This window comes from Pseudomonas sp. LB3P93 (assembly GCF_054898025.1).
Window position 1 is genome coordinate 932,321 of sequence record NZ_CM142713.1, and the last position, 17,275, is coordinate 949,595.

12 protein-coding genes are annotated in these 17,275 nt (G+C 60.9%); 9 read left to right on the forward strand and 3 right to left on the reverse strand.

Annotated elements, in window-relative coordinates; translation table 11 throughout:
* Positions 1-253: 253 nt before the first annotated feature.
* Positions 254-559, forward strand: a complete 306-nt coding sequence (locus ACYZT8_RS04000) for a DUF6388 family protein (RefSeq protein WP_461979414.1) — start codon at positions 254-256, stop codon at positions 557-559.
* A gap of 40 nt (positions 560-599) precedes the next feature.
* Here the strand turns inward: ACYZT8_RS04000 and nadC are convergent, their stop codons facing one another.
* Positions 600-1,448, reverse strand: a complete 849-nt coding sequence (gene nadC / locus ACYZT8_RS04005; protein WP_461979416.1) for a carboxylating nicotinate-nucleotide diphosphorylase — start codon at positions 1,446-1,448, stop codon at positions 600-602.
* A gap of 284 nt (positions 1,449-1,732) precedes the next feature.
* Here nadC and ACYZT8_RS04010 point away from each other — a divergent pair, with 284 nt between their 5' ends.
* The 4 genes from ACYZT8_RS04010 to ACYZT8_RS04025 all read left to right on the forward strand — a co-directional run bounded on the left by ACYZT8_RS04010 (position 1,733) and on the right by ACYZT8_RS04025 (position 7,741).
* Complete coding sequence (locus tag ACYZT8_RS04010) at positions 1,733-3,940, forward strand: DUF1631 domain-containing protein (protein WP_461979418.1); 2,208 nt, start codon at positions 1,733-1,735, stop codon at positions 3,938-3,940.
* A 64-nt stretch (positions 3,941-4,004) separates the two neighbouring features.
* On the forward strand, positions 4,005-4,565 hold the full coding sequence (ampD, locus tag ACYZT8_RS04015; RefSeq protein WP_461979420.1) for a 1,6-anhydro-N-acetylmuramyl-L-alanine amidase AmpD: 561 nt from the start codon (positions 4,005-4,007) through the stop codon (positions 4,563-4,565).
* Positions 4,562-5,398 (forward strand): regulatory signaling modulator protein AmpE, encoded by an 837-nt coding sequence (gene ampE / locus ACYZT8_RS04020; RefSeq protein ID WP_461979422.1) that lies wholly within the window; start codon positions 4,562-4,564, stop codon positions 5,396-5,398. The genes ampD and ampE overlap by 4 nt, the downstream gene beginning before the upstream one ends.
* 1,638 nt (positions 5,399-7,036) lie before the next feature.
* Positions 7,037-7,741 carry a methyl-accepting chemotaxis protein gene (locus ACYZT8_RS04025; RefSeq protein WP_371928437.1) on the forward strand — a complete coding sequence of 235 codons (705 nt, stop codon included), beginning with the start codon at positions 7,037-7,039 and terminating at the stop codon, positions 7,739-7,741.
* Between the two features lie 128 nt (positions 7,742-7,869).
* Here the strand turns inward: ACYZT8_RS04025 and ACYZT8_RS04030 are convergent, their stop codons facing one another.
* Together ACYZT8_RS04030 and cra are read right to left on the reverse strand one after the other, a co-directional pair.
* A complete protein-coding gene (locus tag ACYZT8_RS04030; RefSeq protein ID WP_461979424.1) occupies positions 7,870-8,646 on the reverse strand; it encodes a TatD family hydrolase in 777 nt (258 codons plus the stop codon).
* A gap of 3 nt (positions 8,647-8,649) precedes the next feature.
* On the reverse strand, positions 8,650-9,645 hold the full coding sequence (gene cra, locus ACYZT8_RS04035) for a catabolite repressor/activator (RefSeq protein ID WP_461982369.1): 996 nt from the start codon (positions 9,643-9,645) through the stop codon (positions 8,650-8,652).
* Positions 9,646-9,928: 283 nt separating this feature from the next.
* Between cra and ptsP the strand changes: the two genes are divergently transcribed.
* From ptsP to ACYZT8_RS04055, 4 genes are all read left to right on the forward strand, one after another.
* Positions 9,929-12,790 (forward strand): phosphoenolpyruvate--protein phosphotransferase, encoded by a 2,862-nt coding sequence (gene ptsP, locus ACYZT8_RS04040; protein WP_461979426.1) that lies wholly within the window; start codon positions 9,929-9,931, stop codon positions 12,788-12,790.
* Positions 12,790-13,731, forward strand: a complete 942-nt coding sequence (pfkB, locus tag ACYZT8_RS04045) for a 1-phosphofructokinase (RefSeq protein ID WP_461979428.1) — start codon at positions 12,790-12,792, stop codon at positions 13,729-13,731. Before ptsP ends, pfkB begins: the two co-directional genes overlap by 1 nt.
* A gap of 11 nt (positions 13,732-13,742) precedes the next feature.
* Entirely contained in the window at positions 13,743-15,482 is a 1,740-nt protein-coding gene (locus ACYZT8_RS04050) for a PTS fructose-like transporter subunit IIB (protein ID WP_461979430.1), read from the forward strand.
* Positions 15,483-15,668: 186 nt separating this feature from the next.
* Positions 15,669-17,210, forward strand: coding sequence for an alkaline phosphatase D family protein (locus ACYZT8_RS04055; protein ID WP_461979432.1), 1,542 nt, complete (start codon positions 15,669-15,671; stop codon positions 17,208-17,210).
* Positions 17,211-17,275: the final 65 nt, after the last annotated feature.

Sequence of the window (17,275 nt, forward strand, 5' to 3'; positions counted from 1 at the left end):
TTCCTGGGTAGCGAAGGAAAATTTGCAGAAAGCCCGACTGACGGTTTTTTTGTAGATTTGATGTAAAAGTCCATATAAATCGTCGACCAAACGTCCTATATTCGAACGTTGAACACGCACCACTTTGCAGTTTTCAGATGATCCCCGAATGGTTCTGAAGGCCAGACAAACCGGGCTTCAAACGGTTTTTTGCGTCAGAGAGATCCTTGATGATCCAGATCCATCTTCCATTCCCCAGATCAGCGAGAACGACATGACCGTTAAAGAATTGACTCAAGAAGCCAGACACGAAGAAGCGCTGAAAAAGTACTTGCTGGATTCGCCCCAGCTAGCCGATGAGATCAAGGACTTGCCAGCCGACGATCAAAAAGACCAGATCCAGTGGGCGTTCGAGGATGAGGCGGAATCCCAGGGCTTGCAGCCTTGGGAGCTGACGCTCAAGTACACCTCAAGCCCTGAAGAGTTCGAGGCTGCGCGCCTGGTGCTGCACAAGGAGGCGGCCGAGGTGTTGGGCGTCGAGTGGGAAGAATACTGTGAGATGAACAATCTGGTGGTCTGACAAAAGCGCCAGCCTCAATGAGGCTGGCGTTTTTTCATGCTCAGAGGCTTAAACGCATCGACAGGTCGACAGCCTTCACATCCTTGGTCATCGCACCAATCGAAATGTAATCCACCCCGGTTTCGGCGATCGGCAGCAGCGTGCTTTCGTTGATACCGCCGCTGGCCTCCAGTTTGGCCTTGCCTGCGTTCAGGCGTACGGCTTCACGCATGTCATCCAGGCTCAGTTCATCGAGCATGATGATGTCTGCACCCGCCGCCAGGGCTTCCTTGAGCTCATCCAGGCTTTCCACTTCAATCTCGACCGGTTTGCCCGGGGCGATCTTGTGCGCAGCGTTAATGGCTTCAGGAATGCCCCCGCAGGCAGCGATGTGGTTTTCCTTGATCAGGAAGGCGTCGTACAGACCGATACGGTGGTTGTGACAACCGCCGCAGGTCACGGCGTACTTCTGCGCCAGACGCAGCCCTGGCAGGGTTTTACGGGTGTCAAGCAACTTCACCTGCGTCTCGGCGACAAAATCCGCCAGGTATTGCGCGCGCGTGGCCACGCCCGAGAGCAATTGCAGGAAGTTCAGCGCAGAGCGTTCGCCGGTCAGCAGCGAGCGTGCCGGGCCTTCGAGGTGGAACAGCGCCTGATTGGGTTTCACCCGTTCGCCGTCGCGCACCTGCCAGTGCACCGCGACCCGTGGATCGAGTTGCCGGAAAACGGCATCGACCCACGCGGTGCCAGCGATGACCGCAGCGTCGCGGGTGATGATGGTGGCTTTGGCCAGGCGTTCGGCCGGGATCAACTGCGCGGTGATGTCGCCGCTGCCGATGTCTTCGAGCAACGCACGGCGCACGTTGGCTTCGATTTCGGCGGTCAAATCGGCGAGACGTAGATTCGGCATAACGGGCTCCACAAACAAAGTGGCCCGATTATAGGGCCATGGCGCGAGGCAACCCAAGGCATCAGAGCCGTTCCGGTCGCATGCAAACCTGCATTTGGTCGATTCCCTTGAATCATCGGCACTAAGTCAACGTCTTCCCTACGCGTCTATTTCAATGCGAAGCACAGAGTCTGCTGGCACAGGGGGGCGCTTTTGCAAGATAATCCGCCTTGCTTTTGACGTCATGGGTTTGACGTGTTTTGGGTTCACGATTATTCGCAGAATCACCGTTTCAGGAGGCTCGGATGCACAACGACGGGAATGTAGTGCCTTTGCACAAGGCGGCTACTGATCAGGCGATTCAATCGCCGCTCGCCCGCCTGCCTGTGATTCTGCTTCAGGTTCGCGACAAGGCCACTCAACAGCTCAGGCATGGTTTGCAGGAGCTGTTTGATAACGCCGACGACACGCTGTTCGAAATGGCCGATCGGGCCCGCAACGATGTCGAGCAGAACCGATTCTTCGAAGCCATGCGCGACTTGCGCCTCAAGCGAAAAAGCATCGAGCGCGGCTTTCTAGAGCAATTCTTCGAGGCGTTCATCAGCCTCTCGCAGTACGACAGCACTCAGGCGGCCTTGCCTCAGGCATTGGCATTCGATGCCGGTGCAGCGCCCAATGACGATCTGGAGCGTCGCGTTGCAGTCGAGGCCATGGTCAGCAAAGTGCTGAACCGCGACGGTTTCGCCCTTGACCAATTGACGGCTCGACTCAGTGCTCTGCTGGGAAAACCACTGGACGATCAGCACAACCCGTTGGGGCCGGAGAGGCTCTGTGAGTATTTCTTGCAGGCCTGGCGCAACCTGGGGGTGGAGATCAAGGTCAAGCTGATCATTCTCAAGCTGTTCGACCGCTACGTACTCAGCAGCGCTGATCAGTTGTACGCCGAAGCCAATCAACTGCTCATCGCTACTGGCGTGTTGCCTGACCTCAAGCCCGCGCCCACGCGGCGAGCCACCGATCATGCGGCCGCCAGCGCCCGTGCCGATCCCGTCGAGGGTAGCGTCCACTCAGGCGATACGCCGATCGACGACGGTGTGCAGGAAGTCTTTGCTGCATTACAGGAGTTGCTGTTGCACGTGCGCGGCAGTGTTGCACCCACCCTCGAAGCCAGTGCCCAGACCCAGCCCATTTCTACTCGCGACCTGTTGCGCCTGCTCTCGCACTTGCAGCAATACGTGCCGACGCTGGCGACACAGGACGACTTCGATCTGCGTAACCAGCTCGAACAACTGCTGACCCGGGTCAGCGTCAAAAGTGGCAAGTTGCGTGTGGTCGGCGTGGCTGACGAAGACGTGATCAACCTGATCGCGATGCTCTTCGAATGCATCCTTGACGACCGCAACCTGCCGGACTCCCTCAAGGCGCTGATTGGCCGTTTGCAGATCCCGATGCTCAAAGTGGCGGTGCTCGACAAGAGCTTCTTCAGCCGCGCCAGCCACCCGGCCCGGCGCCTGCTCAACGAAATCGCCGCTGCCGCCATGGGTTGGGGCGAGTGCGATGACCACGAGCGCGACAGCCTGTACCTGCGCATCGAGCAAGTGGTGCAGCGCCTGTTGAACGACTTTGTTGACGATCCGGCGATCTTTTCCGAGTTGCTCGCGGATTTTCTCGCCTTCACCAGTGACGAGCGCCGTCGCAGTGAACTGCTGGAGCAGCGCACCCGTGACGCCGAAGAGGGCCGCGCCAAGGCCGAACTGGCTCGCCAGCGTGTCGAGCAGGCGCTGAATCACGCGTTGTTGGGCAAAGTGCTGCCGCAAAGCGTGGTGGTCTTCGTCCAGGAAGCCTGGAGCAAAGTGCTGCTGTTGACTGGCCTCAAACACGGTGACGCGTCGGCTGAATGGCATGCCGATGTGCAGACCATGGAGCAATTGATCTGGAGCGTGCAGCGTCATGACGAACCCGATGCCGGCCTGCGTCTGTTGGCGCTGGTGCCCGGGTTGCTGAAGTCCTTGCGCGACGGGCTGAGCAGCTCGGCCTTCGATCCGTTCGCCACCAGTGAGTTTTTCAGTGAGCTGGAAACCTTGCACGTGCAACTGTTCGAACGCCCGGACCATGCGGTTGATCAGTCTGTCGAGCCGCCGGAGATGGTCGTAGTGCTGCAGCAAATTGTGCTGCGAACCACCGACGAGGGACCGCCCGAAACGGTGTCAGTACGGTTGCCGGCGGACGATGCCGGTTTGTTTCAGGTCGATCAATTGCGCCCCGGTAGCTGGGTCGAATTCCAGGAAGAGGATGAAAACACCTTGCGTTGCAAGCTGGCGGCGATCATCGATTCCACCGGGAAATACATCTTCGTCGACCGCACCGGAATGAAAGTATTGGAGCGCAGCCGCACCGGCCTGGCCCTGGAATTTCGTCGCGGCGCGGTACGGGCGCTGGACGACACCTTGCTGTTCGACCGGGCCCTGGAGTCGGTGCTGGGCAATCTGCGGCGTCTCAATCGCGGCAAGTGATCGCGCCCCGAGGGCCTATCACGGCATACTGGGCGCCAACACAATCGTCGTTGAAGGAACCTGTATGCAGTTGGACCCCGCGAGCGGTTGGTGTCAGGGCGTGCGTGTATGCCCCTCGCCCAACTTCAATGCGCGCCCCTCGGGCGAAATTTCCCTGCTGGTGATCCACAACATCAGCCTGCCGCCCGCGCAGTTTGCGACCGGCAAGGTGCAGGAATTGTTTCAGAATCGTCTGGATGTCACGGAGCATCCCTACTTTGAAGGGATTGCTGACCTGCGGGTGTCTGCGCACTTTCTGATTGAGCGTGACGGCACCGTCACTCAGTTTGTCTCTTGTCTTGAGCGCGCCTGGCACGCCGGTGTCTCGAGTTTCGAGGGGCGTGAAACCTGTAACGATTTTTCCGTGGGCATCGAACTCGAAGGCACGGATGATCTGCCGTTCGAGGACGCCCAGTATCACGCGTTGACGACGCTGACCCGACAGCTGCAAAGCACGTTTACGGCGATCACCGCACAGCGTATCTGTGGGCATAGCGACATCGCGCCGGGGCGCAAGACGGATCCCGGACCCGCGTTCGACTGGGCACGCTATCGCGCAGCCCTGGCAAAAGAGGAAGGACAATGAGTTTTCTGGTGTTGCTGTTGGCTGTCTGGATCGAGAAATTCTCGGCCCTGCGCCATCGGGTCCAACGTGATGGCGGTTGGGTGCGTGAACTGAACAAGCTGGAAGTCAGTCCACGTCTGATCAATCGGCCATGGCTGATTTTGGTGGTGCTGGTGTTGCTGCCAGTAGCGCTGCTGGGTTTGTTGTTGGTGGTGCTGGAACCGGTGGCCTACGGGTTGCTGGCGTTGCCGGTGCACCTGCTGGTGGTGATTTACAGTCTGGGCCGCGGCGACTTGCTGGCCGGTCTCGGGCCGTTTCGCGATGCCTGGCGCCGAGAAGACCTGCAAGCGGCTGCCCATGTGGCGAAGCGCGACCTGGACATCTGCGCCGATAACGGCGAGCAGCTGCTTGAGCGGGTCGAAGGTCATTTGCTGTGGGAGGCTTACCAGAGCTTCTTCGCGGTGATTTTCTGGTACTTCGTGCTGGGGCCGGTCGCGGCCCTGAGCTACCGACTGCTGGCGTTGGCCGAAGAGCACGGGCAGAACCCGGCCGTGGTCGAACGCGCTGCGCAGTTGCGTCACGCGTTCGATTGGGTGCCGGTGCGTCTGTTGGCGGCCAGTTTCGCGTTGGTCGGAAACTTTGTGGCGGTCAGTCGGGTGATGTTGCATGAACTGCTGAACTGGAACATCAGCGCCGCCCAACTGATCGAGAAAGTCGGGCTGGTGGCTGGTGAAATTCCTGCGCCGGTCGTCGGACCGGACGGCATCAACAGCCTGGACCGGATCTGGGAGTTACTGCTGCGTGCGGCGGTGCTCTGGTACGCAGGTTTTGCGTTGTGGACCGTCCTCCCGTAACCCAATATCTGTCTGAAGTGAATGACATTGTGGCGAGGGAGCTTGCTCCCGCTGGGCGCGCAGCGCCCTCAAACGGCCACGCGATATGTCAGGAAACCCCGCTCGCCGGCATTGCGTCTGCTTCGCAGACGAGCGGGAGCAAGCTCCCTCGCCACACGATGTTCATCTGATTCAAGACCGGCGATCTGCCGTTAACCTTAAGTTACAAAACCCCCTGCCGATTTAAGCTATACAGAGTCAGCGCTAAATAGTGGCTATCTGCCGTCGATCCGCGCCTGCCAATAAAAATAAGAATCAAAAGGGAGACTTCCAGTGAAGAGCTTGCTCTATCCCGCCGTCGCGCTGATGAATCGCCTGAGCTTCGGCATGAAGTTCAGCCTGATCAGTGTGCTGTTCCTCGTGCCGATGCTGGTGACCAACTTCTATCTGGTGCGCGATTCCTATCGTGAGTTCCAGGGTACCCAAATCGAACTGCAAAGCCTCGACCTGCTCGGCAGCAGCCTGACCCTGCGGCGTGATCTGGAAACCCTGAACAATCTGGTGCAAATCAACGTCACCCTCGGCCAGTCCGGCAAGGCCGGCAATGTCGAGACGAAGATCAGTACGTTGGAACAAGGTGTTCTGGCCCGCCTGCAAGGGCTGACGGCGATGACCACTGACCCGGAGCAGATCTCCGTTTTCGACGGCAAACGCGATGAAATGATTGCCGGGTTCAAGGCCCAGCAAGCGGAAACCTCCCTGCAAAGTAAAAGTGCGCTGATCGGCAAATTGCTCGGCAATGCACAGATTTTCAGTCAGATCATTGCCACTCAGGCCGGCCTGAGTCGTGACAGTCAAAGCGACATGCGTCAGCTCAGCGAACTCATTACCAATGTCACTCCACCGGTGACCCAGATCCTGGGCGACGGCCGGGCGATGGGCTCCTATTCGCTGGGGCAGGGCTTCCTCAATTCGTCGTCGAGCACCCGATTTGATGAGCTGCTGGCGCAGATCGAAAAGCTCCAGGCTGAATACGGTCTGAAGCTCAATGACGCATTGGGCTCCAGCAAAGCGGCGCGTGACACCCTGACGGCCCAGGCCGACAGCAGCAAGGCCTCCCTGAAAAAGGCCAGTGAACTGTTCGAAGAACAGGTGGTGATGGCCGACACCCTCGATGCGCCGTGGCAGGCCTTTTACGATCAGGTCACCGGCCTGATGGACCAGACCTACCAACTCAACGAAGCCACCCTGACATTCCTTGGCACCCAGTTACAGCAGCGACTGGAGCAGAACCGCACCCATATGGTCTTGCAGGCCGTGGCGCTGTCGGTGGTGTTTGTGTTGATTTTTTACCTCTACGGCGGCTTCTACGCCTCGACCCGCACCACCCTCAAGCGCCTTGGCGCGACGCTGGACAAGGTTGCAGCGGGCGACATGACGGTGACCTTCCGCGCCGAAAGTCGTGATGAGTTGGGCGAGTTGGGCGAGGTGTTCAACGGCACCGTGAAGAAAATCCATGACCTGATCGAACGGGTAGGCCAGACCGTCAATGAGGTCGAGCGTCAGGCCGGGCAGGTCGAGAGTGTTTCTGCCCAAAGCAACCAGGCGGTGGCGGGGCAGCGCTCGCAGATCGAGCAGGTCGCCACGGCCATGAACCAGATGTCGGCCACTTCACTTGAAGTGGCGCGCAGTGCCGCCGCAGCGGTCAGCAGCGCTCACAGCGTCAACGACGAGACCATCAGCGGTCGTGGCCTGGTGGCGTCCCAACAGGGCAGCATCGCGCAACTCGCCAGTGAGATCGATCAGTCGGTACGGGTGATCAATCAATTGGCCAGCGACAGCCAATCCATCAGCCGCGTGCTGGAAGTGATCAAAAGCATCGCCGAGCAGACCAACCTTCTGGCGCTCAACGCCGCGATCGAAGCCGCTCGGGCCGGTGAGCAGGGGCGTGGATTTGCGGTGGTGGCCGATGAGGTCCGGACCCTGGCCAAGCGCACCCAGCAATCGACCGAAGAAATCGAGCAGATGATTACCAAGCTGCAAAATGGTGTCGGCGCGGCGGTGAAGGCCATGGGCGTCAGCCATCAAGTGGCCGATGGCACCGTCGGGCAGTCGGAAAAGGTCCAGCAGGCGCTGGAAAACATCCTCGGCGCCGTCGGCATGATCGTCGACCAGAACCAACAGATCGCCGCGGCGGTGGAGCAGCAGACCGCGGTGGCCCACGACATCGACCAGAACATCGTCGAGATCAACCGCGCTGGCGAACGCACCGCCGAAGGTGCGCACCAGACCGAAGATGCCAGTCGCGCGCTGTCGGCCCAAGTGGTGGAACTCAAGCAACTGATCAGCGCGTTCCGGGTCTAAAAACACACCGGGAGCAAATGTGGGAGCGGGCTTGCTCGCGAAAGCGGTCTTTCAGTCGACATCAGTGTCGGCTGTCATACCGCTATCGCGAGCAAGCTCGCTCCCACAGGTTTTTGTGCAGGGCTGATTTACCAGTTGAACAACTCGCAGGCATTGGCGGTGCTGGCGGCGGCCAATTGCTCCGAAGTGATTTCCATGATCCCGGCCAGTGCCGAGCAGATCGCCGGCAGGTGCGCCGGGCTGTTGCGTTGACCGGGAAACATGACGGGCGCCATGTCCGGCGAGTCGGTTTCCAGTACCACCGAGTCAAGCGGTAGCTCGGCGAGCACGCGGTGCATGCGCAACGCCTGCGGCCAGGTGGCGGCACCGCCCAGGCCCAGTTTGAAACCGAGCTTGATGTACTCGCGAGCCTCTTCCTTGCTGCCGGCGAAGGCATGAATGATGCCCGCGCGTTTCAGTCGAAACCGTTTGAGCGTGGCAATCACCGCCGCATGGCTGCGCCGTACATGAATCAGTGCCGGAAGATTGAAATCCACCGCCAGTTGCAGTTGCGCGTCGAACAAGGCCTGCTGGCGTTCGCGGTCGAGGGTTTCGATGAAGTAATCCAGACCGATCTCGCCCACCGCACACAATTGCCGATGACCCGCCAGGCGGGTCAGCCAATCACCGAGTTCGGGTAAGTCTTCAGGGCGATGTTGATCCAGATACACCGGGTGCAACCCGAACGCTGCATGCAGATCGGGATCGCTTTGCACCAGGTCCCAGACCCGCTGCCAATTGCCCTGATAAACCCCCAGCACCACCATCCGCCGGACCCCGAGGGCGCGGCTCTCGGTGAGCAACGCCGCGCGGTCCTCGTCGAAGTCCGGAAAATCCAGATGAGTGTGGCTGTCGATCAGCTCCACGGTTCAGTCCTGGCGAATACGCTGCTTGAAGGTCCGCGCGATGGCCTGCACGCCGGGTTGGTAATCGGACTGCTCGATGGCGGCCAGTGCCAGTGCCAGGGCCTTGTCGGCAATCAACTGATGCTGCTGGGCCATGGCGTTGACCGGCAACGGCAGGAAGTCCAGCAACTGCGTGTCGCCGAAGGTGCCGAGGCGCAGCGGGCGGGTTTTCAGCGGAAAGTCGTGCAAAGCATCGAACACGCCTTGAAGCAGCACGTAGGACGTGGTCACCAGCGCATCCGGCAAATGCCCCAGACGCTGAAGCAGTTCTTCCATCAACTGCTTGCCGCACTCGCGACTGAACGACTCGGCGTGCTCGATCAGCACCTCGCCTTTGAACCCGGTCAGGGCTTCCTTGAACCCGGCGGCACGTTCCTGGCTGATGCTCAGCTCGGGACGGGCACCGATCAGGGCGATTTGCTTGGGCAGCGGATCGAGCAGGCTTCGGGTCAATTGCAGGCTGGCCTCGCGATCATCGCTGATCACCGAACAGAAATGCTCAGGCTCCATCACCCGGTCGATGGCGATGATCGGCATGCCTTTGGCTTGCAGCTGACGGTAGCTGTCGTCACCGGCCGGCAGGCAACTGGCGACGATCAACGCATCACAGCGCCGGGCGCGGAACAGTTGCAGCAATTGCCGTTCGCTGTCCGGCGCATCGTCGGAGCTGGCGATCAGCAATTGATAACCGCGAGCCCGGGCGCCTTGCTCGAGCAGTTTGGCAATTCGTGCGTAACTGGGGTTTTCCAGGTCCGGCAGAATGAAGCCCAAGGTGCGCGTGTGCCGACTGCGCAGCCCGGCGGCCTGGGGGTTGGGTGTGAAGCCATGTTGTTCGACGACCGCACGAACGCGCTCGACGGTGGCACTGCTGATCCGTTGCTGTTCGGCCTTGCCATTAATGACATAACTGGCGGTGGTAACGGACACACCGGCCAATTGTGCGATATCACTGAGTTTCAACGCGGGCTTTCCTTGTTTTTCGGCCGACATTTTCGCCAATCCTAACCGATTCCGTTAGACGACCATTGTCGCAACGCTTCCGACAAGTTGGACTTCAAGGATGGGACATAATCGAGTAACGTGCCAATGATTCTAGATTAAACGTTTCAGCAAGCGTATTTTCTACGTTATAAGCGCATTTGGCCGGTTCTGCCGCGAAACCGCCAAAAGTGAAGACTAAGCGCCTAAGCTGGAATCATTCAAAACAATACCTGGCGCCCACAGACGCCAAAAAGGAGAAAGCATGCTCGAGCTCACTATAGAGCAGATATCCATGGGCCAGTCGGCTGTGGATAAGTCCGAAGCCTTGCAGCTGCTGGCCCGGCATCTGGTCACCGATGGCCTGGTGGCCGAGGGGTACCTTGCCGGTTTGCAAGCGCGCGAAGCCCAGGGCTCGACCTTTCTCGGTCAAGGTATTGCCATCCCCCACGGTACGCCGGAAACCCGCGATCAGGTGTTTTCCACTGGCGTGCGACTGATGCAGTTCCCAGAAGGCGTGGATTGGGGCGACGGTCAGATCGTCTACTTGGCGATCGGTATTGCCGCCAAATCCGATGAACATTTGCGACTGCTGCAACTGCTGACCCGGGCCCTCGGTGAGACCGACCTGGGCCAGGCCTTGCGTCGCGCCAGTTCCGCCGAAGCTTTACTGAAGCTGCTGCAAGGCGCACCGCAAGAACTGGCGCTGGATGCACAGATGATCGGCCTCGGTGTCTCCGCCGATGACTTCGAAGAACTGGTGTGGCGCGGTGCGCGTTTGCTGCGCCAGGCGGATTGCGTGAGCAACGGTTTCTCCGCCGTGTTGCAGCAAGTCGAGGCGCTACCGCTGGGTGATGGCTTGTGGTGGTTGCACAGCGAGCAAACTGTAAAGCGTCCGGGCCTGGCCTTCGTCACGCCGGACAAGCCCATGCGCTACCTCGGCCAGCCGCTCAGCGGCCTGTTCTGCCTGGCCAGCCTCGGCGAGGCGCATCAGGCTCTGCTTGAGCGTCTTTGTGCATTGTTGATTGAAGGCCGTGGCCATGAATTGGGCCGCGCCACCAGCAGCCGTAAAGTCCTCGAAGTGCTGGGCGGTGAACTGCCGGCGGATTGGCCGAGCGCTCGTATTGCGTTGGCCAACGCCCACGGCTTGCACGCCCGCCCGGCGAAGATCCTCGCGCAATTGGCGAAGAGTTTTGAAGGGGAAATCCGCGTGCGCATCGTTGATGGCCAGGACAGTGCCGTGTCGGTAAAAAGCTTGAGCAAATTGCTCAGCCTCGGCGCCCGTCGCGGTCAGGTGCTGGAATTCGTCGCCGAACCGAGCATCGCCGCCGATGCCTTGCCAGCCTTGCTCGCCGCCATCGAAGAAGGCCTGGGCGAAGAAGTCGAGCCGTTGCCAGCCGTGAGCCAGCAGCGCGAAGTGTTTGCCGATGTGGCCGAAGTGCTCCTCGCGCCAGCGTCCGGCAGCCTGGTCCAGGCCATTGCCGCTGCACCGGGCATCGCCATCGGCCCGGCGCACATTCAAGTGCTGCAAACCATCGATTACCCGTTGCGTGGCGAGTCTGCCGCGATCGAGCGCGAGCGTCTCAAGCAGGCGTTGGCGCACGTGCGTGGCGACATCGAAGGCCTGATCGAACGCAGCAAGTCCAAGGCCATTCGCGAGATTTTCATCACCCACCAGGAAATGCTAGACGACCCGGAATTGACCGATGAAGTCGACACCCGCCTCAAGCAAGGCGAAAGCGCCGAAGCGGCGTGGATGGCGGTGATCGAAGCGGCGGCCAAGCAACAGGAGTCGCTGCAGGATGCGTTGCTCGCCGAGCGTGCTGCCGACTTGCGCGACATCGGCCGTCGGGTGCTGGCGCAACTCTGTGGCGTCGAAACCCCGAGTGAACCCGACCAACCGTACATTCTGGTGATGGACGAAGTCGGTCCGTCCGACGTCGCCCGTCTCGATCCGACCCGCGTCGCCGGTATTCTCACGGCCCGTGGCGGCGCGACCGCTCACAGCGCGATTGTCGCCCGGGCGCTGGGTATTCCGGCCCTGGTCGGCGCCGGTGCGGCGGTGTTGTTGCTGGCGCCGGGCACGCCGTTGCTGATTGATGGTCAGCGCGGTCGCCTGCACGTGGACGCCGACGCAGCGACCTTGCAGCGTGCCACCGAAGAACGCGACACCCGCGAACAACGCCTGAAAGCGGCTGCCGAACAACGCCATCAATCGGCACTGACCACCGACGGTCACGCGGTCGAAGTGTTCGCCAACATCGGCGAAAGCGCCGGCGTGACCAGCGCGGTGGAGCAGGGCGCCGAAGGCATTGGTTTGTTGCGCACCGAACTGATTTTCATGGCCCATTCCCAGGCACCGGACGAGGCGACCCAGGAAGTCGAGTACCGTCGCGTCCTCGATGGCCTGGCCGGTCGTCCCTTGGTCGTTCGCACTCTCGACGTCGGTGGCGACAAACCGCTGCCGTACTGGCCGATCGCGAAAGAAGAAAACCCGTTCCTCGGTGTGCGTGGCATCCGCCTGACCTTGCAGCGTCCGCAGATCATGGAAGCGCAATTGCGCGCCTTGCTGCGTGCTGCCGACAACCGCCCGCTGCGGATCATGTTTCCTATGGTCGGCAGCGTTGATGAGTGGCGCCAGGCGCGGGACATGACCGAGCGACTGCGCCTGGAAATTCCGGTCGCCGACCTGCAACTGGGGATCATGATCGAGGTGCCATCGGCGGCGCTGCTTGCTCCGGTGTTGGCCAAGGAAGTCGACTTCTTCAGCGTCGGCACCAATGACCTGACCCAATACACCCTGGCCATCGACCGGGGGCATCCAACCTTGTCGGCCCAGGCTGACGGCTTGCACCCGGCGGTGCTGCAACTGATCGACATCACCGTGCGCGCGGCTCATGCCAACGGCAAGTGGGTCGGTGTGTGTGGCGAGCTGGCGGCTGATCCGCTGGCGGTGCCGGTACTGGTGGGCCTCGGCGTGGATGAGTTGAGCGTGTCGGGCCGCAGCATTGCCGAGGTCAAGGCGCGCATCCGTGAACTCAGCCTGAGCCAAACCAAAATTCTCGCCCAGCAGGCCCTGGCCGTGGGCAGCGCCAATGAAGTGCGCGCATTAGTGGAGGCCCTGTAATGGCCAAGATCCTGACCCTGACCCTCAACCCGGCACTGGACCTGACGGTGCAGTTGCCACGCCTTGAGCCCGGCCAAGTCAATCGCAGCGACGAAATGCACACCCACGCCGCCGGTAAAGGCGTGAACGTGGCGCAGGTGTTGGCCGACCTCGGGCATCAGCTGACGGTCAGCGGTTTTCTCGGTGAGGACAACCTTCAAGCGTTCGAAACCCTGTTCGCCAAGCGCGGATTTGTCGATGCGTTCATTCGGGTTCCCGGCGAGACGCGCAGCAACATCAAACTGGCGGAAAACGATGGGCGCATCACCGACATCAACGGTCCGGGGCCGATGGTCAATGAGGCGGCGCAGCAGGCATTGCTGGATCGACTCGATCAGATCGCGCCCGGTCATGACGCGGTCGTCGTGGCTGGCAGCCTGCCTCAAGGGATCAGTCCCCAGTGGCTGCAGGCGTTGATTGAGCGTTTGAAAAACCTCGGTTTGAAGGTCGCCCTCGACACCAGCGGCGAAGCCTTGCGTGTGGCGCTCAAGGCTGGCCCGTGGCTGATCAAGCCGAACACAGAAGAGCTGGCCGATGCGCTGGGCTGCGAGGTGATCTCGGTGGCGGCACAAGCCGAAGCGGCGAGCCGTTTGCACGCTCAAGGCATCGAGCATGTGGTGATTTCCCACGGTGCCGACGGCGTGAACTGGTTCAGTGTTGGGTCGGCGATGCACGCCACGCCGCCCAAGGTCAGCGTCGTCAGCACGGTGGGCGCGGGCGATTCGTTGCTGGCCGGCATGCTCCACGGTTTGCTCAGCGCCGACACGCCTGAACAGACCCTGCGCACCGCCACGGCGATTGCCGCGATGGCGGTCACCCAGATCGGTTTCGGCATTGGCGATGCAGCGCAGTTGGCGCGGCTCGAACAGGGTGTGCGCGTGCGCCCCCTGACAGAACAATAAGAGGGTTTGTCATGAAGTTAGCCATTGTTACGGCTTGCCCGAACGGCATGGTCACCAGTGTGCTGTGCGCCCGTTTGCTTGATGCAGCGGCCCAGCGTCAAGGCTGGAGCACCAGCGTCGAAGTGGTGGATGCCGCGCATCCGGAACGTCAGCTATCCGCGGCCACGATTGAAGCCGCCGAGTGGGTGTTGCTGGTCACCAGTGCGCCGGTGGACATGTCGCGGTTTGTTGGCAAACGCGTGTTCCAGAGTACGCCGGCCCAGGCGTTGCAGGATGTCGAAGCGGTGCTGCGCCGTGGTGCTGAAGAAGCTCAGGTGTATGTCGCGCCCGAAGTTGTCGCGCAACCTGCCGTCACTGTTCAAAACGCACCGCGATTGGTGGCGATCACCGCGTGCCCTACCGGCGTCGCCCATACCTTCATGGCCGCCGAAGCCTTGCAGCAAGCAGCCAAACGCTTGGGCTACGACCTGCAAGTGGAAACCCAGGGCTCGGTCGGTGCGCGCAATCCACTCAGCGCCGCAGCGATTGCCGATGCCGATGTGGTGCTGCTGGCCTGCGATATCGAAGTCGCCACCGAACGTTTCGCCGGCAAGAAGATTTACCGTTGCGGCACTGGCATTGCCCTGAAGCAAGCCGAAGCGACGCTGAACAAGGCGCTGGCCGAAGGCAAGCAGGAAACCGCTGCGACCGGTGCTAAAGGTCCGACCAAGCAGGAGAAGACTGGCGTCTATAAACACCTGCTCACCGGTGTGTCGTTCATGCTGCCGATGGTGGTGGCGGGCGGTTTGATGATCGCGTTGTCGTTCGTGTTCGGCATCACCGCGTTCAAGGAACCAGGCACGTTGGCGGCGGCGCTGATGCAGATCGGCGGCGAGACGGCGTTCAAGTTGATGGTGCCGTTGCTGGCGGGTTACATCGCCTACTCGATCGCCGACCGCCCAGGCTTGGCGCCGGGAATGATCGGGGGCTTGCTGGCGAGTACCCTGGGCGCCGGTTTTATCGGCGGGATCATTGCCGGTTTCATCGCCGGCTATGCGGCGCAGGCAATCAATCGTTATGCGCGTTTGCCGCAAAGCCTTGAGGCGCTGAAACCGATCCTGATCATCCCGTTGCTGGCGAGCCTGTTCACTGGCCTGGTGATGATTTACATCGTCGGCAAACCGGTGGCCGGGATGCTTGAAGGGCTCACGCACTTCCTAGACAGCATGGGCACCACCAACGCGATTCTGCTCGGTGTGCTGCTCGGCGGGATGATGTGCGTCGACCTTGGCGGGCCGATCAACAAGGCTGCGTATGCGTTCTCGGTCGGGCTGCTGGCTTCGCAAAGTTACGCACCGATGGCCGCGACCATGGCCGCCGGCATGGTGCCGCCGATTGGCTTGGGGATCGCCACGTTTATCGCGCGGCGCAAGTTTGCCCAGACCGAGCGCGAGGCGGGTAAAGCGGCGCTGGTGTTGGGACTGTGTTTCATCTCCGAAGGCGCGATTCCGTTTGCCGCCAAAGACCCGCTGCGGGTGATTCCGGCGAGCATCGCCGGTGGTGCGCTGACCGGTGCGTTGTCGATGTATTTCGGCTGCAAACTGATGGCGCCGCACGGTGGGTTGTTCGTTCTGGCGATCCCGAATGCGATCAACCATGCGCTGTTGTATCTGTTCGCGATTGTGGCGGGGAGTTTGTTGACGGCGGTGGCGTATGCGCTGCTCAAGCGGCCGGAAGTTGTTGAGATGGCACTGGAACCCGCCAAAGCCTGACACACCGCAGAACCTGTGGGAGTGAGCCTGCTCGCGATAGCGATGTGTCAGTTAACAATGATGGTGTCTGACACACCGCAATCGCGAGCAGGCTCGCCCACAATGGATCTGTGGTGTTTACAGATTTTGGTGTCACACCGGTTTCATGCGCACGTGTTTTAGTTTCTCCTTTTCAGGGAGATCACCATGAGCGAATTCGACCTCGGCCGCCGCCGTGTCATGCAGGCTGTCGGCGCCGGGCTTTTGCTTCCAGGCCTGGCGCCAGCCGTCATCGCCTCGGTCAAGGATCGTCCGCTACTCACCGATGGCGTGCAGTCCGGCGATTTGCTGGGCGACCGGGCGATGATCTGGAGTCGCAGCGACCGGCCGGCGCGGATGGTGGTGGAATGGGATACCCGCAGCCTGTTCGGCAACCCTCGTCGATTCGTCTCACCATTGGCCGATGCGCGCACCGATTTCACCGCGCGGGTCGAACTCACGGGCCTGCCGGCTGATCAGGCGATTTTCTACCGCGTTTATTTCGAAGACGCCCAAAGCGGTGTCGCCAGCGAACCCTGGTTTGGCCACTTGCGCAGCGTGCCGCAAACCCGGCGCGACCTCCGTTTCGTCTGGAGCGGCGACACTGTCGGCCAGGGCTTTGGCATCAACCCTGACATTGGCGGCATGCGCATCTACGAAGCCATGCGTTTGCGCCTGCCCGACTTCTTTATCCACAGCGGCGACACCATCTACGCCGATGGCCCGGTGCCGGCGCAACTGACCACCGAGAGCGGCCGAGTGTGGCGCAACATTACCAGCGAAGCCAAGAACAAGGTCGCCGAGACCCTCGATGACTATCGTGGCAATTACCGCTACAACCTGATGGACGAAAACGTCCGTCGCTTCAACGCCGAAGTCCCGCAGATCTGGCAGTGGGACGACCACGAAGTGGTGAATAACTGGTCGCCGGGCAAGCAGTTGGATGAGCGCTACAAGAGCAAAGATATCCACAGCCTGGTGGGCCGCGCCCGGCAGGCCTGGCTCGAATATGCGCCCATGCGCTTGCAGAGCGCCGATGGCTGCGGGCGGATTTATCGCCAGCTTGGTTATGGGCCGATGCTGGATGTGTTTGTGCTGGACATGCGCAGCTATCGCGAAGCCAATGACGACAACCTCGGCGCCGACAAACCCTTTCTCGGTCGTGAGCAACTCGACTGGCTCAAGGCTTCGTTGAAAGCCTCCAATGCGCAATGGAAAGTCATCGCCGCCGACATGCCGATCGGCCTCGGCGTCCCCGACGGAGAAGTCAGCCCGGGTGTGGCGCGTTGGGAAGCGGTGGCCAACGGTGATCCCGGACCGGCCCAGGGACGTGAACTGGAAATCGCTGAACTGTTGGGCTTTTTGCGGGCGCAGCAAGTGCGCAATTTTGTTTTCCTGACGGCGGATGTGCATTACTGCGCAGCGCATCATTACCACCCGGATCGCGCCGCGTTTCAGGATTTCGAACCGTTCTGGGAGTTTGTCGCCGGGCCTTTGAATGCGGGGAGCTACGGGCCTAATCCGCTGGACAAGACGTTCGGCCCAGAGGTGGTTTTCGAGAAGGCACCACCGGCGCAGAACACCTCACCGTTTGCCGGGTTTCAGTTTTTTGGCGAGGTGAATATTGATGGGCAGACGGGGGAGATGAGCGTGGTGCTGCGGGATCTGGATGGGGTGGCGGTGTTTGAGCAGAAGTTGCAGCCTGTCTGACAGTTTTTCACTGATCATTCCCACGTCGAGGCGTCGAACCGTCTGCGTGGGAATGCCTCAACGGA